The following is a 21829-nucleotide window of genomic DNA, read 5'->3' as shown; positions in this document are numbered from 1 at the left end:
CAAAGCGCATCTGCATTGCTTTTGGAAAGGGGGCTCAGCCCCCTTCCTCCGGCCAGCTGTGTTGTGGCCGGACTTCCAGCCAGAGGAGGCTTGATGTCTGCCGGAACGCGCAAATGGCTGCTTCTTGGCCCCGGCCTTCTGGCTGTGGTGCTCTTGGCCGGCCTTGGTATCTGGCAGGTGCAGCGCCTTGGCTGGAAGAATGCGCTTATCGCGCGGGTTGAGGCCGGTCTTGCGGCGCAGCACGTTGCCGCGCCCGGTCCGGCGGACTGGCCGCAAATCACCTTCGACACCGCCGAATACCGCCGCATCACCGTGTATGGACATTACCTGCCGGTAACCGACCTGCTGGTGATGGCCGTGACGGCGCGCGGACCCGGCTTCTGGGTCATGTCACCCTTCGAGACGCAGGACGGCTGGCGGCTGTTCGTGAACCGGGGCTTCGTGCCGCAGGACCGGCAAAACCCGGAAGACTGGCCCCGCCCCGAGGGAGCGGTTGAGGTTTCAGGCCTTCTGCGCCTCAGCCAGCCGGATGGCGCCTTCCTGCGCTCCAATGATCCTGAAGGCGGGCGCTGGTTCTCGCGCGATACGGCAGCGATGGCGCAAAGCCTCGGGCTTGGTGAGGCCGCGCCTTACTTCCTCGATGCGGGTGAGACGGAGGGGGCGGCTGACAGCCTGCCCATTGGCGGGCTCACCGTCGTCAGCTTCCCCAACAATCACCTGCAATATGCGCTGACGTGGTTCGCCCTCTCCGGCGGCCTTGCCTTCCTGCTGTTCTGGGCGTTCCGCAGGAGCGGGGAAGACTGACGCTTCCCCTGCCGTGGCGGCTCACTTGCGCGGTGCGTGGCGCAGAACGCGGTAGCTGTAGCCATCGTCCTCGCAGCCGATCCACTTGCTGCCCGGCTCCTGCGCGATGTTGACGGCGACCCGCAGCGGTTTCTTGCGGTTGCCCGAGCGCTCGTAGGTCACCCTCTGCTTCTGCGCCGTGTTGTTGCGGATCACGATGCCGCCGGCATTGGCAGGGCACTGGCGGTCGAAGGCAGTGCTGGTGATCGCAACCGGCTGGTCCGAGCCTTCCACCCGCTTCTCGCCTGTCGTTGCGGCGCAGCCGCCAGAGGCGAGGGTGAGGGCAATCAGGGCGTATTTTGTCGCAGACATGTCTGAGGTTCCCATCATTCGCAAGGCGTCCCGTCCTTCTGGACAGGGACTTGCAGTCCTTCTCTTGCCTATTCTTGTGGCAATGCCATGGCCGCAGCCAGAGCGATGGCCGCCCGTTCTGACTTGCGTCTGGCAAGCACCAGATGCCCGCCCGGTCCTGCGGCGGCCAGCGCCGCGCCCTCGCAGACGCTGTGGCAGCCGACAGCAGCAAAAACACGCGCCGAAGGGGTGGCCAGACGCGGCGTTTCCTGCTCCAGCCGCGTTGCGCCGAAAGCAAGCAGCGGCACGCCGAAATGCGCCGCGAGCGCGCCGATGGCCGCCTCCCCGGCCTTGAGATCCAGCGTGGCGATGGCGGCAACAGCTTCCGCCGGAAGGCCTGCCTCCTCCAATGCGGCGCCCGCCAGACTGATCAGCTCCGCAGAAGCGCAGCCCTGGCTGCAGCCTGCTCCAACAATCACCAGCCGGGCGCCGTGTGGCTGGTGCCCGTATGCGGCTCCGGCAGTCATGGGTCCTGCTTGTCCTGCGCCTTTTCCTCGCGCAGGGAAGGCAGGCGCTTGTGCCTTATGGAAAGATCGCCGGGTTTGGCGGCTTCGTCGGGGGCGGGGGGTGCCGTGACCACCTGCGTATGCATCTTGCGCCCCCGTGCCCTGCGGGGTGGCTCACCGGAGGCTGAGCCGCCGTGGGACAGGAAACCGAGGGACCTCAGCCCCTTCGGGTTGCCAGACTTGCTTGCCGGCACGCCTTGAGGCGCGGCTCCTGCGCTGCGGGTGGACCGCATGGGAGCCGGAGCTTCAGGTGCGGGGGAGGGCGCAGCCTGCCGGGGCAGCGGCCCCGCCTGATTGGCAAGCGCAGACACGCCCGCCCGCCGTCTGGATGGCAGGGTGCCTGTTTCGCCCTCTGGCAGACCGGAGCCATCAGCGCCATCGTCATGCCCGCTTCCCAGTCCCTTCACGTCAGTCTCTCCTGCTGGCGGGGCGCTGCCAGAAGCCGCGCCGGATAGGTCACACACCGGAAAAGGAGCGCGCAAGAGCCGCCGCGCGCCGTCAGGCCCGACCCTAGTTGAGCCATCCTGCCCTCGCAAGGTCCGGGTTTCCCCTATTGTTCCAAAGAAGGTGATCGGCTAGACAGCAAGAGAGGAAAGCTTGCACCGGGCAGGCTGGGGGCTTACGCGTTTGTCTTCCCTATGGACAGATCTGCGCCATGATGCGCGTGTGCTGGCGGTGTGGATTGCACTGCTCGCCGTGCTGTTTCATGCCCTCATCCCAGCGGGTTTCATGCCCGGCCGTTCCAGTGGCGGCGAGTTTACGATCGTCATCTGCTCTCCATCCATGATGGAAGGACTGCAGACCATGACGATGGATGCATCTGGCGAGGAAAAGCCCGCAGGCCCGGAAGACCAGCGCAAGGGCAAGGGGCAGGCTGCACCCTGTTCCTTCTCTGCCGTTCTGGCAATGGCCACGCCTGAAGCCTCTCCCGCCCTGCCTCTGCCGGTTCTCTCCGGGGGCCGTCTTCTCTCCGTATTCGACAATGCAGGCCATACGGCGGGCATATATGCCGGTGCCGGGGCGCGCGCGCCGCCCGTCCTGATCTGATCCCCTCACCTTTCATTCCAGAACACCCTGCCGGTTGATGCTGCGTGCCTTGAAGCGCGCGTCTCCGGCCATGAGGATCAGACCATGACCGATGTTGTTTCCGGCACCGCGCAGGACGCGGACCGCGCCGCCGATGCTTCTCTTCTCGCAGCTTTCTACCGTGCCGCCTGGCGCTGGCATTTCTATGCGGGCCTGTTTGCCGTGCCCTTCTTCTGCATTCTGGCCGTCACCGGCATGATGATGATGTACATCGGCTACTTCGATGGCCGGGATGGCGAGAACATCAGCGTGAACGTGCCGCAAGGCGCCGTAGCGCTGGCTGTTTCCGAACAGGCGGACAAGGCCGTTGCCGCGCTTGGCGGCGGCACCATGGTGGAATGGCTCAGCCCGCAGGCTGAAGACCGGGTGGGCGTCTTCCGCATCCGCACCGATGCCGGACAGGAGATGGTTGCCATCAACCCCTACACGGGCGATGTGGTGGAGACCTGGGGGCGCCGCGCTGGCTGGTATGACATGGCCGACAACATCCACAGCGACCTGCTGCTGGGCACGCCAGGCGACCGGATGCTGGAGATCGCCGCCGGTTTCGGCATCATCCTGATCATCACTGGCCTTTACATGTGGTGGCCGCGTGAGGGCGGGCTCGGCGCGGTTCTGCTGCCGCGCTTCAATCAGAAGGGCCGTGCCTTCTGGAAGACGCTGCATGGCACCGTCGGCTTTTATCTCTCCGCCTTCCTGCTGCTGTTCCTTCTGTCCGGCATGTCCTGGACGGGTGTCTGGGGTTCGAAGCTGACACAGGCCTGGAGCACATTCCCCGCTGCCAAGTGGGACAACGTGCCCCTGTCTGATATCACCCATGCCGAAGCCCTGAACCATGACGGCGTTGCCAATGTGCCCTGGGCTCTGGAACAGACCCAGATGCCGGAATCCGGTTCCACCGGCGGCGTGATCGGTGTGGCGCCGGGCGTTGCCGTCGATATCGACAGCCTTGCCTCGCTCGCCAGGGCAGTGGGCTTCAACGCCCGCTACCGCATCTCCTATCCGAAGGGCGAAACCGGCGTCTGGAGCATCAATCAGGACACCATGAGCTCGGATGCCAAGGATCCCTTCTCGGACCGCACCGTGCATGTGGACCGCTATACCGGCCGCATTCTCGCCAGCGTCGGCTTCGAGGACTACTCGGTTGCCGGCAAGGTGATGGCCGTCGGCATTCCGCTGCACATGGGCCTCACCGGCCTGTGGAACCTGATGCTGAACACGGTGATCTGCCTGTCCGTGATCTTCCTGTCCCTCAGTTCGGTGGTTCTGTGGTGGAAGCGCCGCCCGGCGCGTGGTGGCGCCCGTCTGTTCGCGCCGCAGGTGCCGTCCAACCTGCCGCACTGGCGCAGCGCCATGCTGGTGATGCTGGCCGTGTCCCTGTTCTTCCCGCTGGTCGGCCTGACGCTGATCGCGGTGCTGGCGCTGGACATTCTGGTCATCTCCCGCATTTCGCCGCTGGCCCGCGCGCTGCGCTGAGCCTGACCGCATGATGATCAAAGGGCGCGGCAGGGGACTGCCGCGCCCTTTTGTCTTTTCAGCGGGTGTTTCCCTGCCGCCGCAAAGCGGTCTAGTCTGGCCATCCAACGGGAGGATAAAACCACATGGCAACAGTGAAACTGATCTCCGATGCAGAAGCCGGGCCGCAGGTGGCGGCGGTCTTTGCCGACATCCGCAAGACGCGCGGAACGGATTTCATCAACAATTTCTGGCGTGCACTGGCCGCAGATCCCGCCGCACTGGAGCGCACATGGGCCGAGGTGAAAGCCATCATGGCAACGCCAGGTGCCCTCGATCCGCTGACCCGCGAGATGATCTATATCGCTGTATCGGTGGCCAACGGCTGCTCCTATTGCGTCCACTCGCATACGGCCGCGGCCCGCGCCAAGGGCATGAGCGAGGCGCAATATGGCGAACTGCTGTCCGTCATCGGCCTTGCCGCCAAGACGAACCATCTGGTGACGGCGCTGCAGGTTCCCGTTGATCCTGCGTTTGATGCGGGCGCAGACGCCCGATAGGCTTTGCCTCCAGCCCGCAGCATGCCTAAGGTGCGGGCAGAAGGGGCGGGCCGTATGACGGCCTGCCGGATAGATCGAGAGGAAGAATAGCCATGGGCCGCCATATCGTACTGACTGCCATTGCCAAGGACCGGCCGGGCCTTGTGGATGCACTGGCCAGCGTCATCGCCGCAGCCGGCGGCAACTGGCTGGAAAGCTCCATGGCGCGCCTCGGCGGCGAATTTGCGGGCATCGTCAGCGTCGATGTGCCGGAAGACCGGGCGGCGGAGCTGGAGGCAGCTCTCGCTGCGCTCTCAGCGCAAGGTATTTCGGTCAATGTGGTTCGCGGCGGTGGCGGCAATGGCACGGAGGGCCGCCGGCTGCGGCTGGATCTGGTCTGTCAGGACCAGCCGGGCATCCTGCGTGCGGTCACGCAGGTGATTGCCGCCCAGGGCGCCAGCATCGAAACGCTGGAAACCATCGTCTCTCCCGGCTCCATGTCGGGTGAACTGCTCTTCCGCGCCAGTGCCGACCTGATCCTGCCGGACACCACCAGCATCGCCAGCCTCGAAGCCGCCATCCAGGCGATTGCCGCCGACATCATGGCCGATATCGAGATGAGCGAGGATACGGAGGACTGAGAGGCTGTTTGGGCACCACGGCACGGCGTTGCAGCCCCTCTCCCCCGGCAATGCTTACAACGGACTGCCAGCCAGGCACCAACCCCTCTCCCCCTCAAGGGGGGAGAGGGGCGCTGCGTAAAAACGAAGGTCAGATCTTCCTCCGTGCGCCTAATGTAAACACTGCCCTCCAAAGGGTAGGGAGCTGAAAGGCTCTGCCGGAGCGATCAGCTACGATCTCCGCCTTAGGCAGCCACGGCCCAGGCGGCGGCGTCTTCGCGGGCTCCGATGAGGGAGAGGCCCTTGGCGACGGAGGACATTTCCTCCCCGCCTGACAGGCGCTCCGCTCCGAAGCGGTCTGCGAAGAGCTTGCGGATCGCGGGCACGAATGAGGTGCCGCCGGTCAGGAACACCTTGTCCACGTCCTTTGCCTCCAGATTTGCGCTGGCGAGCGTTGCCGTCAGCGCATCGCTGATGCGGGTGAGGTCGTGGGCGATCCACTCCTCGAAGTCCGCCCGGCGCACGGTGGCGGCGAAATCCTTGCCGATGGGGGCAAAACGCAGTTCCGTTTCCTCATCGAAGGACAGCCGCGCCTTGCACTCCGACACGGCCTTGTAGAGCGGATAGCCCTGATCGGTGTCGACCAGTTCGATGAACAGCTCGATCTTGTCCTGATCGAGACAGGAAGTCAGCATCTTCTTCAGCTCGCGGTAATCGGCGGAAGCCTTGAAGACCGACAGCATGTGCCAGTGGGCGAAGTTGGAGAAGAGGTTCGGCGGCACTTCCAGCACCTTGCCCATGCTGCGGTACTGGCTGCCCTTGCCCAGTTCCGGCAGGATCACCTTGTCGACGATGCGGTAATCCAGCGTGTTGCCGGCGATGCCGAGGCCGCCATGGCCCAGCGGCTCGGCCGTGAGGCCGCTGGCGTTGCGGGCAAAGCGCATCAGCGAAAAGTCGGTGGTGCCGCCGCCGAAGTCGGCGACGAGAACGGTGGCCTCGCCCTCAAGCCGCTGCGCATAGGCAAAGGCCGCTGCCACGGGCTCATAGACGAACAGCACTTCTTCAAAGCCGAAGCGGGAGAGGGCCGAGCGGTAGCGCTGCATCGCCAGCGCATCATCCGGTGCGCCGCCCGCGAAGGTCACCGGGCGGCCGATGACCAGCCGCCCGCCGCCGGTATCCAGCGCCTCGTCGCGGTGTGCGCCCGCGCGGCGCAGGAAGGTCTCCAGCAGGTCCTCGAACTCATAGTGGGTGCCGAACACGCCGGTGCCCTTGAACAGCTTGCTGGCGACGAAAGTCTTCAGAGACTGCAGGAAACGGCACTCGCCCGTGTGTTCCATGAACTGGCGGATGGCCCACTGGCCGACGTCGGCGCGCTCGTCCGGATGGACGCCGCGCGGCGGTTCCAGAAAGGACAGTACGGAAGGCAGGCTCTCAACCTGATCCGGAGCATGACCAAAGGTGATGCTGCTGGCGTTGCCTGCTGCCGTGCAGGCGGTCAAAACCGTATTGGACGTGCCGAAATCAAGACCGATGGCCGGACGCATGGCGGGCTCCCTGAAATGTCGCTGGAGTGGGACGCCGTGCAGGCGCGCAAGGGACGTGCGCATTAGCCGATCCCGCCGCCTTGCGCAAGGGCAGGGGCCGGTTTTCTGCCTGTCCGGCCGGTGCCTTGCACCTGCGCCAGCCGTACCGTCAGGGCCGGTGTCGAAAGCCTCGGACAAGGTTGACACCCTAGATCTGTTACCGAACGCCACAACAGGCTTCGGAGAGCGACGTTGGAACCTGTCTATCTGAACAGTCTTGCATCCCGTCAGGCCGACTGGCTGTCGGTGCGCCAGGCAACGGTGGCGCAGAACATCGCCAACGCCAACACGCCCGGCTATGCCGCCCGTGACATCGAAGACTTCACGACGCTGATGGATGAAACCAGCCTGGTGATGACCGCAACCCACGGCCGCCATATGGGCGGCCTCGGTGAAGCGCCTGAGGCGTCCAAGGTCGGCAAGGCGGAAAGCTGGGATGTGGCTCACTCCGGCAACAGCGTCAATCTGGAGCAGGAGCTGATGAAGGCCGGTGAGGTTTCGCGCGATCACGCGCTCAACACCAGCATCATCAAGTCCTTTCACCGCATGTATCTGGCAAGTCTGAAGGGATAAGCGATGATCGACCCGCTGGCCGCAACTCTCAAGATCTCCGCTTCCGGCCTTCGCGCCCAGTCCGACCGGCTTCGTGTCGTGTCGGAAAACCTTGCCAATGCGCAATCGACCGGCAAGACGCCGGGCTCAGACCCTTACAAGCGCAAGACCATTACCTTCGAAAGCGAGGTCGACCGGGCACTCTCCGCCGATCTCGTGAAGGTCAAGGGTATCGGCTCCGACAAGGCGCCTTTCAACGTCGAATATGATCCGGGTCACCCGGCTGCCGACGAAAATGGTTACGTCAAGATGCCGAACATCAACATGCTGGTCGAAATGGCCGACATGCGCGAGACGAACCGCTCCTACGAAGCCAATCTGAAGATGATGACGCAGGCCCGCAGCATGATCATGCGCACCATCGACCTTCTGAGGGATTGAAGATGATCGACCAGATTTCCGCCATCAAATCAGCCGGTGACGGTATCACGTCGCAGGTCTCCCAGACCCGCTATGTCGCAGGCGGCGTGCCGCTGGGCGGCACGGCGCCTGCCAATGCGGTGCCCGAGGTCAGCTTCACGGACACAATGGCTTCCGTGACGCAGGAGGCCATCGAGCGCGTGAAGGAAGGCGAAGCCGTCTCGATCGCCGGCATCAGCGGCAAGGCTTCGGCCCAGCAGGTGGTGGAAGCCGTGATGGCCGCCGAGGCCTCGCTGCAGACCGCCATCGCCATCCGCGACAAGGTGGTTTCCGCCTATCAGGAAGTCAGCCGCATGGCCATCTGAGGCTCCGGCCCGGATGATCTTGAATTCAGCCCGCACCATGGGAGTTTGACATGAAAGCTCTGGCAATCGCAGCGACCGGCATGAGCGCCCAGCAGCTCAATGTCGAAGTCATCGCCAACAACATCGCCAACATCAACACCACCTCCTTCAAGCGGGCGCGGGCCGAGTTCACCGACCTGCTCTATCAGGCCGAGCGCTTGCAGGGTGTGCCGAACCGGGGCGGTGAAGATCCGGTGCCGGAAGGTGCGCAGCTGGGTCTTGGTGTGCGTTCCGCCGCCATCCGCAAGCTGCACATCCAGGGCACCATGAACCAGACCGGCAACGAGCTGGACATCGCCATCGACGGGCGCGGCTGGTTCCAGGTGACGGGTCCGGAAGGCGAGGTGCTCTACACCCGCGCGGGCGCCTTCAACAAGAATGCCGAGGGCCGCATTGTGACGCTCGATGGCTATGCCATCGAGCCGGCGATCATCATTCCGCCGGAGACCGTTGAAGTCACCATCAATGAGTCCGGCACGGTCTTTGCCAAGGTGGCAGGCCAGGTGAACCCGCAGGAGCTGGGGCAGCTGGCCATGACCAACTTTGCCAATGACGTCGGGCTTGAGGCCGTCGGCGGCAACCTGTTCCGTGAAACCCCGGCGTCCGGCCCTGGCATTGCCGGTCTCGCCGGTGATCCGGGCTTCGGCATCATCCGCCAGGGCTACACGGAGGCCTCCAACGTGGATCCGGTAAAGGAAATCACCGAGCTGATCTCGGCGCAGCGCGGCTACGAAATGAACTCCAAGGTTATCAAGGCTGCCGACGACATGTTTGGCGTGGTGACGCAAGGGATCCGCTGATCCGTAAGGGCAGCTAGAGCACTTTCGTCAAGCCCGGGTGGACGGGAGTGTTCCATCCCTTTGTCTTCGCGCAATTGCGGACGCAGAACCGGTTCCCGCTTCTGCAGGAAACGCTCCAGGAGAGCAGCGATGCTGACACGGCTTTTCATCTGCATGATGCTGGCAGGCCTTGCCCTGACGGCCGCCATGACCGGTGCGCGTGCCTCCTCTCTGGATCTGCCGGTGCTGCGGTCCGGCGTCCGGCAGGGCGAGGTGATCAGTGCCGATCAGGTGATCATCCGCCGGTTCCCCCTGCGCACGGTGCAGCGGTTCTCCGTGATCGAGCACCGGGAAGAACTGGTCGGGCGTGTCGCCCGCCGCTCGCTGCAGCCGGGTGTTCCCGTGCCCGCAACAGCTGTGGCGGTGGAAACGGTGATCAAGCGCGGCGAGCCTGCCCGCCTGATCTTCCGCGAAGGCGGCCTGCAGATCATTGCCCAGGTCGAGGCGCTGCAGAATGGATCCGTCGGGTCTTTCATCCGCGCCAGAAACATCGACAGCGGCCTCATCATCACCGGCCGGGTTCAGCCGGACGGCTCCATTCTGGTAGGTGATTGACCATGCGGCGGATTTTCCTTGCAGTTCTGGTCCTGGCCATGGGCGCCGCCGGCCTTGTGGCGCCTGCGGGCGCCATGGTGCGCATCAAGGATATTGCCTCGCTCCAGGGCGTGCGTGACAACCAGCTCGTAGGCTATGGCCTCGTCATCGGCCTGCAAGGCTCCGGCGACACGCTGCGCAATGCCCCTTTCACGGAACAGTCCCTCCAGTCCATGCTCGACAGCATGGGCATCAACGTGCGGGACGCGCGCTTGCGCACCCGCAATGTCGCGGCAGTGGTGGTGACGGCGGATCTTCCAGCCTTCATCGGTCAGGGATCGCGCATTGACGTCAGTGTCTCGTCGCTGGGCGATGCGTCGTCGCTGGCTGGCGGCACGCTGATTGCCACGCCGCTGCTTGGCGCGGACGGATCGGTCTATGCGGTGGCGCAAGGGGCTGTGGCCGTTTCAGGGTTTTCCGAAACAGGCCAAGCCGAGAGCCTGCGCCAGGGCATTCCGACAGTCGGGCGCATTCCCAATGGCGGCATGATCGAACGCAATCTGCCGGACCGTTTCGCCAATATTCCCGGACTGGTGCTGGAACTGTCCAACCCGGACTTCCGCACGGCGGTGCGGGTTGCCGATGCCATCAACCGCTACACCAAGACCACCTATGGCGTTTCGTCGGCCCGTGAAAGAGATCACCGCTCCATCGACCTGACCCCGCCTGCGAAGGTCAGCCTCACCCGTTTCATGGCGGAAATCGAGGGGTTGATGGTGCAGCCGGATCAGTCGGCGCGCGTTGTCATCGACGAGCGGACGGGAACGGTGGTGATCGGCCGCGATGTGCAGATTTCAACCGTTGCCGTCACCCATGGCAATCTGACGGTGCGCATCACCGAGGCGCCGGAGGTTTCTCAGCCGCAGGCCTTTGGCAATGGTGAAACGGTGGTGACGCCGCGCACCTTCATTGATGCGGCTGAAAATGGCGGGCAGCTTGCCATCATCGGCGGCACAGACCTGCAGACGCTCGTGCGCGGTCTGAACCGCATCGGCCTCAAGCCGACCGGTATCATCGCCATCCTTCAGACGATCAAGACGGCAGGCGCCCTGCAGGCGGAGCTGGTGATCCAGTAGGCCCTGCACGGTCAGCAATCCCGAATTCTCCCGGCAGCCCCCTGCCCACACAGCTCCGGGGGAGGGCACGGTCCGCAGCCAGATGGCTGTGGACCGTGCTGCATTTCAGCCTGCCGCTCCCGTCCGCAAGCCTGTCTCTTCCGCAAGCCTGCGCTGCCTTCACGGTATCTGGCCAAGCCCCGCACAAGCCTCGGCCATCATAGTCGGGCCAACAGCGACTGGAAGGATTTCCTGCCCATGATCCCGTGCATGACCCCGGCTGGAGCCCTGCGCCCCCTGTTCCGGCGTTCTGTCTGCCGCATCCTGACTGTCTCCTGCGTGCTATCGCTGGCAGTGCCGGGCGTTGCGGTCCCGGCTGGTGCCCAGACGGCCTCCAACCTGCGCAACGCATCGGCTGCAGCTCTCCCTGTGCCGGCCCCCGCCGAACCTGGAGACGCGGGGGCGCCGAGCGATGCGGCGCTCTACTGCCAGAACATGGGGGCAGCTGCGAGTGATGCCCGTCTTGCCTGGCAGACATGGAATCTCATTGCGCTGGAAGAACGGCTTCAGAACCGCATCCGCGAGCTGGAGCAGAAGCGCGCCGAATACGAGGAATGGGTGCAGCGGCGTGAGAAGGTCCTTGGCGAAGTCGAGGGGCATGTCGTGTCGATCTTTCAGCGCATGCGGCCCGAGGCAGCTGCAGCCCAGCTGGCGACGCTGGATGAAGATACGGCCGTTGCCGTGCTTGTGAAGCTCAATGCCCGCGCCGCCAGCCAGATCCTGGATGAAATGGACCCCGCCCGCGCGGCCCAGCTGACCCATTCCATGGCCGGCCTTTCGAAATCCGAAGCACAGGGGAGCCTTTGATGCGCCTGTTGATCCCTTTCGCACTTTGTCTTGTGTCAGCAGGTTGCGCAGGTCAGATGAACGATGTTGGCCGCGAACCGGCGATGACGCCCGTGGGCTATGGCCTCGCGTCGCAGCCAGCCGCTGTCTATCCGCTCAACACCTTCAATCCGAGCGGCCGCAAGGACTACAACTCGCTCTGGGTTTCAGGCCGCGATGATTTCTTCTCCGATCCCCGCGCCCGCCGTGTCGGGGATGTCATCACCGTGCTGATTGCCATCAACGACAAGGCAACGCTGAACAACAATTCGGCGCGCGGTCGCGACGGCAAGCTCGGCGTCGGTGGCGGCTTCTCGGCCAATGCCGGCGGTTCCGGAACCTCCGCAGACATTTCCTTCGACACCAAGTCCGGTTCCTCCTCCAACTCGCGCGGGACCATCGACCGCAAGGAGGAGATCAAGCTGCAGGTGGCCGCTGTCGTCACTGACCGCCTTCCGAACGGCAACCTCGTCATCTCCGGTTCGCAGGAAGTCCGGGTCAACTACGAGATGCGCGTTCTCAACGTGGGCGGCATTGTCCGTCCGCGTGACATCGGCGGTAACAACACCATCGATTACAGCAAGATTGCAGAAGCACGCGTGTCCTATGGCGGACGCGGGCGCATCTCGGAGATCCAGCAGCCTGCCTGGGGTCAGCAGGTCATCGACAATATTTCACCCTTCTGAAGACCTGTTGAGGAGGCGTTTCCATGGCTGATCTTGCCAATGATCCTGACGGGCGGGAGGGCTCATCCGGCGGCTCCATCGGAAGCTTCATCCTGATCCTGCTTCTTCTGACGCTGCTTGGCGGAGGCATCGGAGCTGTTGCCGGCCTGCATTTCACGGAAACGGTCCGCAACGCTGTCGCCGGTAAGGCGGCGGCTGCTGCGAAAGAGACTGACGTTGAGCAGATTTATCTTGCTCCCGTCAGGCTCAGGGCGCTCAAGCCGCTGGTGACCAATCTGGCCGCCCCGCGCGAGGCCTGGGTGCGGCTTCAGGCCTCCGTGGTGATCGATCAGGAAGGCATCGACGATGTCATCGTTCTCCTTGGCTACATCGAGGAAGACGTCCTGGCTTACATGCGCACCGTCACACTCGCCCAGATCGAGGGAGCCGCAGGCCTTCAGCACCTGCGCGAAGATCTCAATGAGAGAGCCCATGCCCGTTCCGGCGGCAAGGTGCGCGAACTGATCCTTGAATCCCTGGTGGTGCAATGACACGCAGGCTGCTGACCGCCGTTCTTCTGCTGCTTGCAGGCACCGTTGCCGCCGGTGCGCAGGCCTTGCCGGATCTGTCTTCGCTGCTGCCCGCCGGGGAGGCCAGCGCCAGCGGCCGCATCGTGCAGGTGATTGCGATGCTCACGGTGCTGTCGGTTGCTCCGGGCATTCTCATCATGGTGACGAGCTTCACCCGCTTTGCCATTGCCCTGTCGTTTCTGCGCTCCGGCATCGGTCTGCAGACGACGCCGGGCAACCTGATCCTGATTTCCCTTGCCCTGTTCATGACCTTCTATGTCATGGCACCCACGTTCGACCGGGCGTGGAACGAAGGCGTCAAGCCGCTTCTGGCCAACGAGATCACCGAAGAGGTTGCCTATGAGCGGATCACCGATCCGTTCCGCGACTTCATGCTGTCGCAGGTGCGCGAGGCGGATCTGGTGCTGTTCGATGATCTGGCGGCCGGGCGGGTGACCAATGAAACCGCCGTGACGCCGGACAAGGTGGAACTGCGGGTCCTGATCCCGGCATTCATGATCTCGGAATTGCGCCGGGGCTTCGAGATCGGCTTTCTGATCGTGCTGCCTTTCCTGGTGATCGACATGATCGTGGCCACCATCACCATGTCCATGGGCATGATGATGCTGCCGCCCACGGTGATCGCCCTGCCGTTCAAGGCCTTGTTCTTCGTGCTGATCGATGGCTGGAATCTGCTGGTGGGCAGCCTCGTGCGGTCGTTTTTCTGAGAAAACGGACAGACGTGCTTCAAGGCATGGCGCGCCTCGCGCCGTGCCTTTTTGGTCTGAAGCGCGTGTTTTTGCCTCTTGGCAACGGTGCTTTTGTGGTGCTAGCTTCTGGTCAGCTTCACGCAAGCCACATGGTCTAGCGTGAAATTCACAGCAGGTTGAGCCGTCCCACACTTTGGGCTCAAAGGCATGAAGCCGCCCTGCTGTACCGGTGAAAACCCGGTATGTCCCCTTCAACTTTCGATATGAAAGGGACTTGCTATGTCCAGCCTTCTGACTAATGCCTCCGCCATGACGGCGCTGCAGACCCTGAACAAGACCAACGCGTCCATGTCTCAGGTGCAGAGCCGCATCTCCACCGGCCAGCGCGTTTCTACCGCTCAGGACAACGCCGCTTACTGGTCGATCGCGACCACGATGCGTTCCGACAACATGGCTATTTCGGCCGTGAAGGACGCTCTGGGTCTCGGTGCTGCTACTCTCGACGTGCAGTATACCGCCATGGACAAGGCCAAGGATCTCGTCAACGACATCAAGAAGAGCCTCGTTGCTGCACGTCAGCCGGGCGTTGACCGCGACAAGATCCAGCAGGCCATCACTCAGGCTCAGGGCCAGCTCAAGACCTTCGCTGACGGCGCAACGTTCAACGGCGAAAACTGGCTGTCTGTGAACTCCGGTGCAGCTGACTACAACGCCACGAAGTCGACCGTTGGCTCCTTCACCCGTGTCGCCGGTGCGATCGCGATCGACACCATCGACATCAACATCGACACTACCAAGCTGTATGACAGCAATGGTCAGATCGGCATCATCGACAAGGATCGTACCCTCGCCAGCGGTGGTACCATCAAGGTCTCGACGATCAACATTTCGGCTCTGACGGACTCCGCAGCTGACGTGACGACCCTGGAAGAGACGATCGCTGCTGTTGACGATGCTCTGAAGGAGATCACCGACGCAGCCACCCTGCTCGGTTCGGTCAAGACCCGCGTTGACGGCCAGAAGAGCTTCGTCGGCGCTCTGAGCGACGCGATCGACCGCGGCGTTGGCCAGCTGGTTGATGCTGACATGAACGCTGAATCGACCCGTCTGCAGGCCCTTCAGGTCCAGCAGCAGCTCGGTATCCAGGCTCTGTCCATCGCCAACTCCTCCACGCAGAACATCCTGTCGCTGTTCCGCTGATTTCAAGCCGCCAGCCGGCCTGAAACAGGAAGCCGCATCCTCCCGGATGCGGCTTTTCTGCTTTTGCGCGCCCGCAAGCCTCACGCCAGCCAGACCCGCGATAGTCAGGGCACGATCTCATCGACCTAGCACAGGGGTGTCGAATGCCGGGCCGTGAACATGCAGAAAAACTCTGGGCAAACCTTATGGAACTGGGCGTCAGGCGCCTCGTTGCCCTTGCACTCATCGGCATTGCCACGGTCGTCACGGTGGGGCTGGGGGCCTACTATCTCAGCCGCCCGCAAATGACGCCGCTCTATACCGGTCTTGAAGGGGACGACGTGAGCCGCATGGGCCAGGCCCTGCAGGACGCCGGCATCCTCTTCGACGTCAGCGCGGACGGGACCTCAGTCCTCGTGAGCCCCAGTTCGGCACCGCGCGCCCGCATGCTTCTGGCAGAGCGCGGCCTGCCCCGCGGCACAGGAACCGGTTATGAGCTGTTCGATAATCTGGGGTCGCTGGGCCTCACCTCCTTCATGCAGGACGTCACCCGCCTGCGCGCCATTGAAGGGGAACTGGCCCGTACCATTCAGCTGATGCAGGGTGTGCGGGCGGCGCGCGTCCACATCGTCATGCCGGAAAAAGGCTCCTTCCGCCGCGATCAGCAGCCGCCGTCAGCCTCTGTGGTGATCCGCGCGGATAACCGGGACGATGTGCGCACGGCAGATGCCATCCGGCACCTTGTGGCTGCAGCCGTTCCTGGGCTGACCTCGGACAAAGTGACGGTCCTCGATACCTCCGGCACGCTTCTGGCCTCGGGCGCCGATCCTGCCAATGCCTCCGCCGGCCAGATGGCCAGCCTCGAGACTGCTGTCAGTGCCCGCATTCAGGAGAGCATCCGCAAGACCCTCACTCCTTACCTCGGTCTGGACCATTTCCAGGTCAGTGTCGCAGCGACCCTCAACACTGACAGGCGCCGCGTGGCCGAGACGATCTTTGATCCGGACTCCCGCGTCGAGCGCTCCACCCGCAGCATCCGCCAGAGCGAAGCCTCGCAGAACGCCAGCACCCAGACCCCGACAACTGTGGAGCAGAACCTGCCCGACGAGCAGGTCCAGGCCGATGGCGGCGAGCGCTCGAGCGAGGAAAACCAGCGCCGTGAAGAGACGGTCAACTATGAGATTTCCAGCAAGGTGATCGAGACTTCTCAGGAGGGCTACCAGGTGGAGCGCCTGTCCATCGCCGTTCTGGTGGACCGCGCGCGCCTTGTCGAGGCACTGGGCGGCAATCCGGATCAGAACCAGATTGATGATCAGCTGCAGGAAATTCAGGAACTGGTCGCTTCCTCGGCGGGTGTCAGCTCAAACCGCGGGGACACCATCAAGGTGTCGATGGTCGAGTTCTTTGCCGGTGCGCGTGACATGCAGTCCGCGCCGCCGCTGTCGATTGCCGAACTTCTGATCCGCCAGTCTGGCAATGTCATCAATGCCATCGCCATTCTGGGTGTTGCCGGGCTGCTGATCTGGTTCGGCCTGCGTCCGGCGCTGTCCGTCCTGATCCCGCAGAACAGCGAAAAGCCCGCAGAGATTGCCGAAATGGCCATGGACGGCTCTGCGGAAGCACTGGCTGCGCAGTTCGGCGGACAGGCGGCTCTGGGTGGTCCGGACCACTCTCTGCTGCTGGCTGATCTGACCAACAAGATGAACCAGTCGCCGATCAAGAAGCTGGAATCCCTGCTTGAGCTGAATGAGGAACAGTCCGCTGCCATCCTGAAGCAGTGGATGTATGAGGCGGAGCGCGCCTGATGACCCCGAAACCCATCGCCTCGCGCCTGCCGGTGCTTTCCAGTCCCGTGTTCCAGCATCTCAGCAGTGCCGAAGTCATCATGGCGGAGGTGATGCCGGTGGTGGAACGCGCGCCGGAGCCCACAATCGAGGAACGGCTTGCCGCTGAATATGCGCGCGGTGTCCGCGCCGGGCGGGAGGAGGCACGCCTTGCTGCAGCCGAGGATCTGGAGGTCCAGGTAACCGCCCTGCGCTCGGAGGCAGCTGCCGCGCGTGAGGATTTCGAGGAAGAACAGGCAAGTCAACTCGCGGATGGGATTGCCAATGCGGTCGCCAGCCTGTCGCTCCGCATGTCCGAGTCCGTCGAGCAGGTGCTTCTGCCGTTCCTGAAGGACGCTGTCCGGGAGCAGGCGGTCAGCCATTTTTCCGCAACGCTCAAGGAGCTGCTGACGGGCAGCGCTGCCACATTCGAGGTCAGCGGTCCGCGTGATCTTCTTGACCGGGTCATGCAGCAGCTCGGGCCGCTGGCTGGCTCGGTTGTTGTCAAGCAAGGCGATACGCCGGAACTGCAAGCCGTGCTCGGCGATACCATCATCGAGACGCAGATGGCCGACTGGCTGAGACGCCTCAAGACGATCCGGGAGACCGAAGAATGAGTGCAGGTCTGCAGGCAAACGAGATCATCATCGTCCGCCGCCGTGCGTCGCTTGAGACAGATACCGTTAAAGGCGGTGTCTGGAAGATTGCCTTTGCGGACTTCATGACCGCCATGATGGCCTTCTTTCTTGTCATGTGGCTGATCAACGTCACGGACGAGAGCGTGCGCAAGGGCGTTGCCCAGTATTTCAATCCGGTGAAGCTGGCCTCCACGACCCAGACCCGCAAGGGATTGAACGATCCTGATGTGCCGGGGCCCGAGGTTACCAATCCTGCCAAGATCGATGCGCAGATGGAGACCACGCCAGATCCGGATGGCAGCCCCGGTGCTGCAAACGGCTCGGACGCGACCGGTTCAATGCCGCTGCGCGACGGCCTTGTTGCAGGCCGCAGGGCCGGAGAGTTCAATCCCACGCTCTCGGAGGCTCAGCTCTTCAGCGATCCCTATGCCGTGCTGGACGAACTGGTCGGCACGCTTGGGGATCAGCTTGAGGCTGGAGTTGCGCCCGAAACCGAAGGCATCGGGCAGCAGCAGACTGAAGGTGCCCTGGGCGGCGACGCATTCCGGGACCCGTTTGACCCGATGTACTGGCAGTTCCTTCCCGGCCGCAAGACGTCGGTGCAGGAGGGGGGGCCGGCAGCTTCAGTGACGGGCCAGACCGCCATTGGCACGGTTGCCTTTGAAGCCCCGGCCACGGATGAGGAGGGGGGGACCCCGGCCCAGCCGCAGGGATCGGCCGCAGGGCAGATCCCGGAATCCGAGCCCGACGCCCCGCTGACGGCAGCCGCCGTTCCCCAGCCGAAGGAGGGCGTTGCGCCTGCGACAGTGACGGAAGCCGTGGCTGTTGCGCCGCAGCAGGCTCCCGTGGCGGAGGCGTCCACACCGGCGGCGCCGGAAATGGCAAAAGCTGAAACGGCAAAGGTTGAAACGGCAGAGGCAGAACAGGCCGCATCAAGCACGGAAGCGGCCGCTGCCGAAATCCGCGAGGCGATTACCTCGTCTGCCAATGGTCCGCTCGCCGAGACGGCCAGCCGCATTGAAGTTTCGAGGCAGGACGGCGGTGTCCTGATCAGCCTGACGGATGCCGAAAACTTCGGCATGTTCGCTGTCGGCTCTGCAGAACCACGGCCTGAGCTTGTGAAGCTGATGGAACGGATCGGTGCCGTCCTGTCGTCCCGTCCGGGCAAGATCATCATTCGTGGGCACACGGATGCACGGCCCTTCCGGTCGGCCAGCAATGACAACTGGCGCCTGTCCACCTCGCGCGCTCACATGGCTCTCTACATGCTGGTGCGGGGCGGTGTGGAGGCCAGCCGCATCGAGCGCGTGGAGGGCTATGCCGACCGTGAGCTGAAGCAGGCGGAAGATCCCTATGCCCCGGCAAACAGGCGCATCGAAATCTTCCTGATGGAGGAGGGGGCGTGATGGCGGTCTTGTTTCCGTCCGGCCGCCGCCTTGCCCTTGTGCGAAGCACGGCACTGACCCTCCTTCTGGCGCTGCCCCTCGCATTGGCCCTTGACGCGGCAGGCACTCAGGCTGAAGCGCAGGAGGTTGCGGCGCTGCCTCAGGAAAATGCGCCCTACGAGATGGTTCGCACACTGCAGATGCTGCAGGGACAAGTGGCGCAGGGCAACACGCAGGCCCATATGGCGCAGCGCACCCTTCTGCAGCATATGAATGAGGCGTTTCTGGCAGCCCCGCCATCCACATGGGCAGATGCCCGCAATGCCCGCGCTGCCGTCATTCATCTGTTGAGCGGAGGGCATCCCAATGTCATCCGCAAGCTTCTGACGCTGAAGGCTGCACCGGCCGTTGAGGAGGACCTCATGCGCGGCGCGCTGGCCTATGTGGACGGCCGGCCCGAAGAAGCCCGCCGCCTGCTGTCCGGCTACGATCCCATGGACATGGCGCCCAGTCTGGGCGGACAGGTTGCCCTGGTGCGTTCGGCCCTTGAAGTGGCAGACAATCCGAAAGAGGCAATGCGCCTGCTCGCCATCGCCCGGCTGCTCATGCCTGGCACGCTGGTTGAAGAAGCTGCATTGCGCCGTGAGGTCTTTGTTGCCGGCAAGCTGGGCGACATCGAAGGATTTCAGTCGCTTTCCATCCGCTATCTGCGCCGCTTCCGTGGCTCGATCTATGAGGGTGACTTCCGCCGGCGTTTCGGGCTGGCGCTGGATTCGCTCGGCTTCAGCGAGAATGACGACCGCTTTGCCTTGCTGGAAAGTCTCCTCGCGGAATTTGATGAAGACACGCGCCGCGGCTTCTATCTGCGCCTTGCCCGCCGGGCCGTGGCGGGCGGCCATCTGTCGATCGCCCGCAAGGCGTCCGAGCGGGCCATGCCGCTGGCCATGCCCGGCACCTATGACGAGACCCAGCTGAAGCTCTATCAGGCTGCCGTGTCGCTGCGCCCTGAAGACATTCAGAGCACACGCCAGCTGCTCTGGTCGATCGACCGCAAGAGCCTCACGCCGCAGGACCGGGATCTGATGGATGCGGCCTATATCGTTCTCAATCACGTGCGCCATTGGCCTGAGCCGCCACGCGGTGTGATCGGCGAGTTCGGAGCCTATGCCATTCTGCCAGCTCCTGCCGATTCCTCCTGGAGCAAGCCGGTCATGGTGCAGGCAGAGCGGCTGCTGAAGCAGACGGAAGATCTGATGAGCAAACAAAAGGGGAGGTTCTGACCATGGCCATGATTGCAGCTACAGTGGCGGCGCCGGCAGCAGCTTCACCCGCCGCTGCGGGCAAGTCCGGAGCGCAGGAAGATGCCGGCAATGGCTTCTCCGATCTCATGCGCAAGATGACCCCCAAGGACGGCAAGCAGGAAAAGGGCGGTGAGCAGACGCCTGCTCCTGCGGATGGCACAGCCGCCGGGGCCGCGGCTCAGATGCAGGGCGAGCCTGCCCTGCCGGATCTGCTGGCGGGCCTGTTCGACCTGCCGGGTCAGCAGGGCACCGAAGAGGGGCCGGCTCAGCCCGGCAGCGCTGCATCGCTGATGGCTGCGCTGGTACAGCCGGCTGGCGCCGCTGCAGGACAGATGGTGCCCGCCTCCGTGACGGCCGCGCAGACCCCGGCGCCTGTTGCTGCGCAAGGTGGCATGACGCCTGACCTGGCGGGCGCCTGGACACAGGCGTCACAATCCGCCCTGCCGCAAGGAACGGCCCAGATTCAGCCGCAGCCAATGTCCCAGCCTCAGGCGCAGCAGGCCATGCCCTCCGGCCCTGTCATGCCCACCAGCGAGGAGCTTGCGGGGCTGGATGATGCAGGTCTCATTTCGCGCCTGATCCGGTCCGATGGTGCGGCAGAAGGGGAGCCGGTGGATGATGCCGGTGCTCTCAGGGTTGCTGCAGGCATGGGCAAGATCAATGTGACGCGCGAAGAAACGCATTTTGCGCCGTCCTTGCGCCTGTCGCCGGCGCAGCAGATCGGAACCGCAATCGCGTCTGCACTGAATACGCCGCAGCAGCCTGACACGGCCCGCAGCGACGCTGCTGCGGCCGGTTTCCGGGTCCGCCCGGATGCGCCAGCGGTGAAGATGCTGGAGATCCAGCTGCAGCCGATGGAACTTGGTTCGGTGAAGGTGACAATGAAGCTCACCGGCGACACCGTGCAAGTGGTCATGACGGCAAGCAATCCCGACACGGCAGAGCTTTTGAAGCAGGACCGGCAGCTGCTGGATCAACTGATGCGTGCCACAGGTCAAAGAGCGGACAGCATCACCATTCAGGCCGCAGGCGATGACCGCCCGGCCTTTCAGGTGACCGGCGCACAGCCAGGGCAGGGCACGCAGGGCCAGGCCAGCGGCGATGGCCGGGGCGCCATGGCACAGGGCCAGTTCGGCGAAGCCATGGGGGGCAGCAAGGAGGGTCAGGGCGGCAGCTCCGGCTCATCCGCCCGGACGGACAACAGCAACGACGGCACGGAGGGACAGCAGCATGCAACGGCGGGTGATGGCCGCAGCGGCGCTTTGTATCTTTGAGCTTCTTGAGGGCGGCGGCCAGTTTGCCGCCCCCGCGCAGGCGGCCCCAGGGCAGGCCATATGCGAGCGGGAAATGGCTGCTGCAGCAAAGGCTTACCAAATTCCGCTCGGCGTGCTCTATGCCGTCGGGCTGACGGAGACGGGCCGGCGGAACTCGCTCTCGCCCTATGCCCTCAACATCGAGGGAGCGGCGAGGTTTCCCGAGAACGCAAAGGCCGCCGAGCGTGAGGTGGCGGCGGCCCGGTCGCAAGGCAAGAAGCTCATCGACGTGGGCTGCATGCAGATCAATCACCACTACCACGGCGATCAGTTCCGCTCCGTTGCGCATATGCTGGAGCCGCAGGCCAACGTGCGTTACGCGGCAAGATTCCTGAATGAACTGCATGCCCGCCAGGGCACCTGGACCATGGCCGTTGCGCGCTACCATGCCGGGCCCAACAACAATCCGGCGCAGAAGCGTTACGTGTGCAAGGTCATCACCAACATGGTGGCATCCGGCTTTGGCAAGTGGACGCCGGAGGCAAAGTCCTTCTGCAAGTAGCCGCCATTGCGG

At 63.9% G+C, this 21829-nt stretch carries 26 protein-coding genes; 22 read left to right on the top strand and 4 right to left on the bottom strand.

Annotated elements, in window-relative coordinates; all coding sequences use genetic code 11:
- Positions 1 to 93: 93 nt before the first annotated feature.
- Positions 94 to 804 carry an SURF1 family protein gene (locus tag H163_RS0105525; protein WP_019963560.1) on the top strand — a complete coding sequence of 237 codons (711 nt, stop codon included), beginning with the start codon at positions 94 to 96 and terminating at the stop codon, positions 802 to 804.
- A 21-nt stretch (positions 805 to 825) separates the two neighbouring features.
- On the opposite strand, the gene H163_RS0105520 is transcribed toward H163_RS0105525, so the two are convergent.
- From H163_RS0105520 to H163_RS0105510, 3 genes are all read right to left on the bottom strand, one after another.
- Complete coding sequence (locus tag H163_RS0105520) at positions 826 to 1155, bottom strand: hypothetical protein (RefSeq protein ID WP_147290381.1); 330 nt, start codon at positions 1153 to 1155, stop codon at positions 826 to 828.
- A gap of 68 nt (positions 1156 to 1223) precedes the next feature.
- Complete coding sequence (locus H163_RS0105515) at positions 1224 to 1661, bottom strand: cobalamin biosynthesis protein (protein ID WP_019963558.1); 438 nt, start codon at positions 1659 to 1661, stop codon at positions 1224 to 1226.
- Entirely contained in the window at positions 1658 to 2107 is a 450-nt protein-coding gene (locus tag H163_RS0105510; RefSeq protein ID WP_026355491.1) for a hypothetical protein, read from the bottom strand. The genes H163_RS0105515 and H163_RS0105510 overlap by 4 nt, the downstream gene beginning before the upstream one ends.
- A 220-nt stretch (positions 2108 to 2327) precedes the next feature.
- Here H163_RS0105510 and H163_RS22275 point away from each other — a divergent pair, with 220 nt between their 5' ends.
- From H163_RS22275 to H163_RS0105490, 4 genes are all read left to right on the top strand, one after another.
- A complete protein-coding gene (locus H163_RS22275; RefSeq protein WP_040678137.1) occupies positions 2328 to 2747 on the top strand; it encodes a DUF2946 domain-containing protein in 420 nt (139 codons plus the stop codon).
- 84 nt (positions 2748 to 2831) lie between these two features.
- A complete protein-coding gene (locus tag H163_RS0105500; RefSeq protein WP_019963555.1) occupies positions 2832 to 4262 on the top strand; it encodes a PepSY-associated TM helix domain-containing protein in 1431 nt (476 codons plus the stop codon).
- 125 nt (positions 4263 to 4387) lie between these two features.
- A complete protein-coding gene (locus tag H163_RS0105495; protein ID WP_019963554.1) occupies positions 4388 to 4801 on the top strand; it encodes a carboxymuconolactone decarboxylase family protein in 414 nt (137 codons plus the stop codon).
- Between the two features lie 92 nt (positions 4802 to 4893).
- Positions 4894 to 5421 carry a glycine cleavage system transcriptional repressor gene (locus tag H163_RS0105490; RefSeq protein WP_019963553.1) on the top strand — a complete coding sequence of 176 codons (528 nt, stop codon included), beginning with the start codon at positions 4894 to 4896 and terminating at the stop codon, positions 5419 to 5421.
- A 224-nt stretch (positions 5422 to 5645) separates the two neighbouring features.
- Here the strand turns inward: H163_RS0105490 and H163_RS0105485 are convergent, their stop codons facing one another.
- Positions 5646 to 6944, bottom strand: coding sequence for an Hsp70 family protein (locus H163_RS0105485; RefSeq protein WP_019963552.1), 1299 nt, complete (start codon positions 6942 to 6944; stop codon positions 5646 to 5648).
- Between the two features lie 231 nt (positions 6945 to 7175).
- Here H163_RS0105485 and flgB point away from each other — a divergent pair, with 231 nt between their 5' ends.
- From flgB to H163_RS0105400, 17 genes are all read left to right on the top strand, one after another.
- Positions 7176 to 7556: a flagellar basal body rod protein FlgB gene (gene flgB / locus H163_RS0105480; RefSeq protein ID WP_019963551.1), complete on the top strand. Its 381-nt coding sequence runs from the start codon at positions 7176 to 7178 to the stop codon at positions 7554 to 7556.
- Positions 7557 to 7559: 3 nt separating this feature from the next.
- Positions 7560 to 7976, top strand: a complete 417-nt coding sequence (gene flgC, locus H163_RS0105475; RefSeq protein WP_019963550.1) for a flagellar basal body rod protein FlgC — start codon at positions 7560 to 7562, stop codon at positions 7974 to 7976.
- 2 nt (positions 7977 to 7978) lie between these two features.
- On the top strand, positions 7979 to 8320 hold the full coding sequence (fliE, locus tag H163_RS0105470) for a flagellar hook-basal body complex protein FliE (protein ID WP_026355490.1): 342 nt from the start codon (positions 7979 to 7981) through the stop codon (positions 8318 to 8320).
- A 50-nt stretch (positions 8321 to 8370) separates the two neighbouring features.
- A complete protein-coding gene (flgG, locus tag H163_RS0105465) occupies positions 8371 to 9159 on the top strand; it encodes a flagellar basal-body rod protein FlgG (protein WP_019963548.1) in 789 nt (262 codons plus the stop codon).
- Between the two features lie 129 nt (positions 9160 to 9288).
- Entirely contained in the window at positions 9289 to 9753 is a 465-nt protein-coding gene (gene flgA, locus H163_RS0105460) for a flagellar basal body P-ring formation chaperone FlgA (protein WP_019963547.1), read from the top strand.
- A gap of 2 nt (positions 9754 to 9755) precedes the next feature.
- Positions 9756 to 10868, top strand: coding sequence for a flagellar basal body P-ring protein FlgI (gene flgI / locus H163_RS0105455; protein ID WP_019963546.1), 1113 nt, complete (start codon positions 9756 to 9758; stop codon positions 10866 to 10868).
- Positions 10869 to 11117: 249 nt separating this feature from the next.
- Positions 11118 to 11714 (top strand): MotE family protein, encoded by a 597-nt coding sequence (locus H163_RS0105450; RefSeq protein ID WP_019963545.1) that lies wholly within the window; start codon positions 11118 to 11120, stop codon positions 11712 to 11714.
- Complete coding sequence (gene flgH / locus H163_RS0105445; protein WP_026355489.1) at positions 11714 to 12418, top strand: flagellar basal body L-ring protein FlgH; 705 nt, start codon at positions 11714 to 11716, stop codon at positions 12416 to 12418. Before H163_RS0105450 ends, flgH begins: the two co-directional genes overlap by 1 nt.
- A gap of 23 nt (positions 12419 to 12441) precedes the next feature.
- Positions 12442 to 12948, top strand: coding sequence for a flagellar basal body-associated FliL family protein (locus H163_RS0105440; RefSeq protein WP_019963543.1), 507 nt, complete (start codon positions 12442 to 12444; stop codon positions 12946 to 12948).
- The gene (gene fliP, locus H163_RS0105435; RefSeq protein WP_019963542.1) at positions 12945 to 13694 is read left to right on the top strand and encodes a flagellar type III secretion system pore protein FliP; all 750 of its coding nucleotides are present in this window, start codon (positions 12945 to 12947) and stop codon (positions 13692 to 13694) included. Before H163_RS0105440 ends, fliP begins: the two co-directional genes overlap by 4 nt.
- 261 nt (positions 13695 to 13955) lie before the next feature.
- Positions 13956 to 14876: a flagellin N-terminal helical domain-containing protein gene (locus tag H163_RS0105430; protein WP_019963541.1), complete on the top strand. Its 921-nt coding sequence runs from the start codon at positions 13956 to 13958 to the stop codon at positions 14874 to 14876.
- 143 nt (positions 14877 to 15019) lie between these two features.
- The gene (fliF, locus tag H163_RS0105425; protein WP_019963540.1) at positions 15020 to 16660 is read left to right on the top strand and encodes a flagellar basal-body MS-ring/collar protein FliF; all 1641 of its coding nucleotides are present in this window, start codon (positions 15020 to 15022) and stop codon (positions 16658 to 16660) included.
- Positions 16660 to 17295 carry a FliH/SctL family protein gene (locus H163_RS23620; RefSeq protein ID WP_019963539.1) on the top strand — a complete coding sequence of 212 codons (636 nt, stop codon included), beginning with the start codon at positions 16660 to 16662 and terminating at the stop codon, positions 17293 to 17295. The genes fliF and H163_RS23620 overlap by 1 nt, the downstream gene beginning before the upstream one ends.
- The gene (locus H163_RS0105415) at positions 17292 to 18722 is read left to right on the top strand and encodes a MotB family protein (RefSeq protein WP_019963538.1); all 1431 of its coding nucleotides are present in this window, start codon (positions 17292 to 17294) and stop codon (positions 18720 to 18722) included. The genes H163_RS23620 and H163_RS0105415 overlap by 4 nt, the downstream gene beginning before the upstream one ends.
- Positions 18722 to 19981 (top strand): hypothetical protein, encoded by a 1260-nt coding sequence (locus tag H163_RS0105410; RefSeq protein ID WP_019963537.1) that lies wholly within the window; start codon positions 18722 to 18724, stop codon positions 19979 to 19981. The genes H163_RS0105415 and H163_RS0105410 overlap by 1 nt, the downstream gene beginning before the upstream one ends.
- A 2-nt stretch (positions 19982 to 19983) precedes the next feature.
- Positions 19984 to 21276, top strand: coding sequence for a flagellar hook-length control protein FliK (gene fliK, locus H163_RS0105405; RefSeq protein ID WP_019963536.1), 1293 nt, complete (start codon positions 19984 to 19986; stop codon positions 21274 to 21276).
- Positions 21233 to 21817: a transglycosylase SLT domain-containing protein gene (locus H163_RS0105400; RefSeq protein ID WP_425594370.1), complete on the top strand. Its 585-nt coding sequence runs from the start codon at positions 21233 to 21235 to the stop codon at positions 21815 to 21817. The genes fliK and H163_RS0105400 overlap by 44 nt, the downstream gene beginning before the upstream one ends.
- Positions 21818 to 21829: the final 12 nt, after the last annotated feature.

Origin of the sequence: Pannonibacter phragmitetus DSM 14782 (assembly GCF_000382365.1) — a bacterium.
GTDB classification, from domain to species: Bacteria; Pseudomonadota; Alphaproteobacteria; order Rhizobiales; family Stappiaceae; genus Pannonibacter; species Pannonibacter phragmitetus.
This window is presented reverse-complemented; position numbering and strand designations above follow the sequence as displayed.

Excerpts from the sequence above, each read along its gene's own strand:
- H163_RS0105495 (WP_019963554.1), top strand. The coding sequence starts at position 4,388 with ATGGCAACAGTGAAACTGATCTCCGATGCAGAAGCCGGGCCGCAGGTG.
- H163_RS0105520 (WP_147290381.1), bottom strand. The coding sequence starts at position 1,155 with ATGTCTGCGACAAAATACGCCCTGATTGCCCTCACCCTCGCCTCTGGC.
- flgA (WP_019963547.1), top strand. The coding sequence starts at position 9,289 with ATGCTGACACGGCTTTTCATCTGCATGATGCTGGCAGGCCTTGCCCTG.
- fliP (WP_019963542.1), top strand. The coding sequence starts at position 12,945 with ATGACACGCAGGCTGCTGACCGCCGTTCTTCTGCTGCTTGCAGGCACC.
- fliF (WP_019963540.1), top strand. The coding sequence starts at position 15,020 with ATGCCGGGCCGTGAACATGCAGAAAAACTCTGGGCAAACCTTATGGAA.
- H163_RS23620 (WP_019963539.1), top strand. The coding sequence starts at position 16,660 with ATGACCCCGAAACCCATCGCCTCGCGCCTGCCGGTGCTTTCCAGTCCC.
- H163_RS0105515 (WP_019963558.1), bottom strand. The coding sequence starts at position 1,661 with ATGACTGCCGGAGCCGCATACGGGCACCAGCCACACGGCGCCCGGCTG.
- fliE (WP_026355490.1), top strand. The coding sequence starts at position 7,979 with ATGATCGACCAGATTTCCGCCATCAAATCAGCCGGTGACGGTATCACG.
- H163_RS0105450 (WP_019963545.1), top strand. The coding sequence starts at position 11,118 with ATGACCCCGGCTGGAGCCCTGCGCCCCCTGTTCCGGCGTTCTGTCTGC.
- H163_RS0105410 (WP_019963537.1), top strand. The coding sequence starts at position 18,722 with ATGGCGGTCTTGTTTCCGTCCGGCCGCCGCCTTGCCCTTGTGCGAAGC.
- H163_RS0105440 (WP_019963543.1), top strand. The coding sequence starts at position 12,442 with ATGGCTGATCTTGCCAATGATCCTGACGGGCGGGAGGGCTCATCCGGC.
- H163_RS0105525 (WP_019963560.1), top strand. The coding sequence starts at position 94 with ATGTCTGCCGGAACGCGCAAATGGCTGCTTCTTGGCCCCGGCCTTCTG.
- fliK (WP_019963536.1), top strand. The coding sequence starts at position 19,984 with ATGGCCATGATTGCAGCTACAGTGGCGGCGCCGGCAGCAGCTTCACCC.
- H163_RS0105490 (WP_019963553.1), top strand. The coding sequence starts at position 4,894 with ATGGGCCGCCATATCGTACTGACTGCCATTGCCAAGGACCGGCCGGGC.
- H163_RS0105400 (WP_425594370.1), top strand. The coding sequence starts at position 21,233 with ATGCAACGGCGGGTGATGGCCGCAGCGGCGCTTTGTATCTTTGAGCTT.
- flgH (WP_026355489.1), top strand. The coding sequence starts at position 11,714 with ATGCGCCTGTTGATCCCTTTCGCACTTTGTCTTGTGTCAGCAGGTTGC.
- H163_RS0105500 (WP_019963555.1), top strand. The coding sequence starts at position 2,832 with ATGACCGATGTTGTTTCCGGCACCGCGCAGGACGCGGACCGCGCCGCC.
- flgI (WP_019963546.1), top strand. The coding sequence starts at position 9,756 with ATGCGGCGGATTTTCCTTGCAGTTCTGGTCCTGGCCATGGGCGCCGCC.
- flgC (WP_019963550.1), top strand. The coding sequence starts at position 7,560 with ATGATCGACCCGCTGGCCGCAACTCTCAAGATCTCCGCTTCCGGCCTT.
- flgG (WP_019963548.1), top strand. The coding sequence starts at position 8,371 with ATGAAAGCTCTGGCAATCGCAGCGACCGGCATGAGCGCCCAGCAGCTC.
- H163_RS0105485 (WP_019963552.1), bottom strand. The coding sequence starts at position 6,944 with ATGCGTCCGGCCATCGGTCTTGATTTCGGCACGTCCAATACGGTTTTG.
- H163_RS0105415 (WP_019963538.1), top strand. The coding sequence starts at position 17,292 with ATGAGTGCAGGTCTGCAGGCAAACGAGATCATCATCGTCCGCCGCCGT.
- H163_RS0105430 (WP_019963541.1), top strand. The coding sequence starts at position 13,956 with ATGTCCAGCCTTCTGACTAATGCCTCCGCCATGACGGCGCTGCAGACC.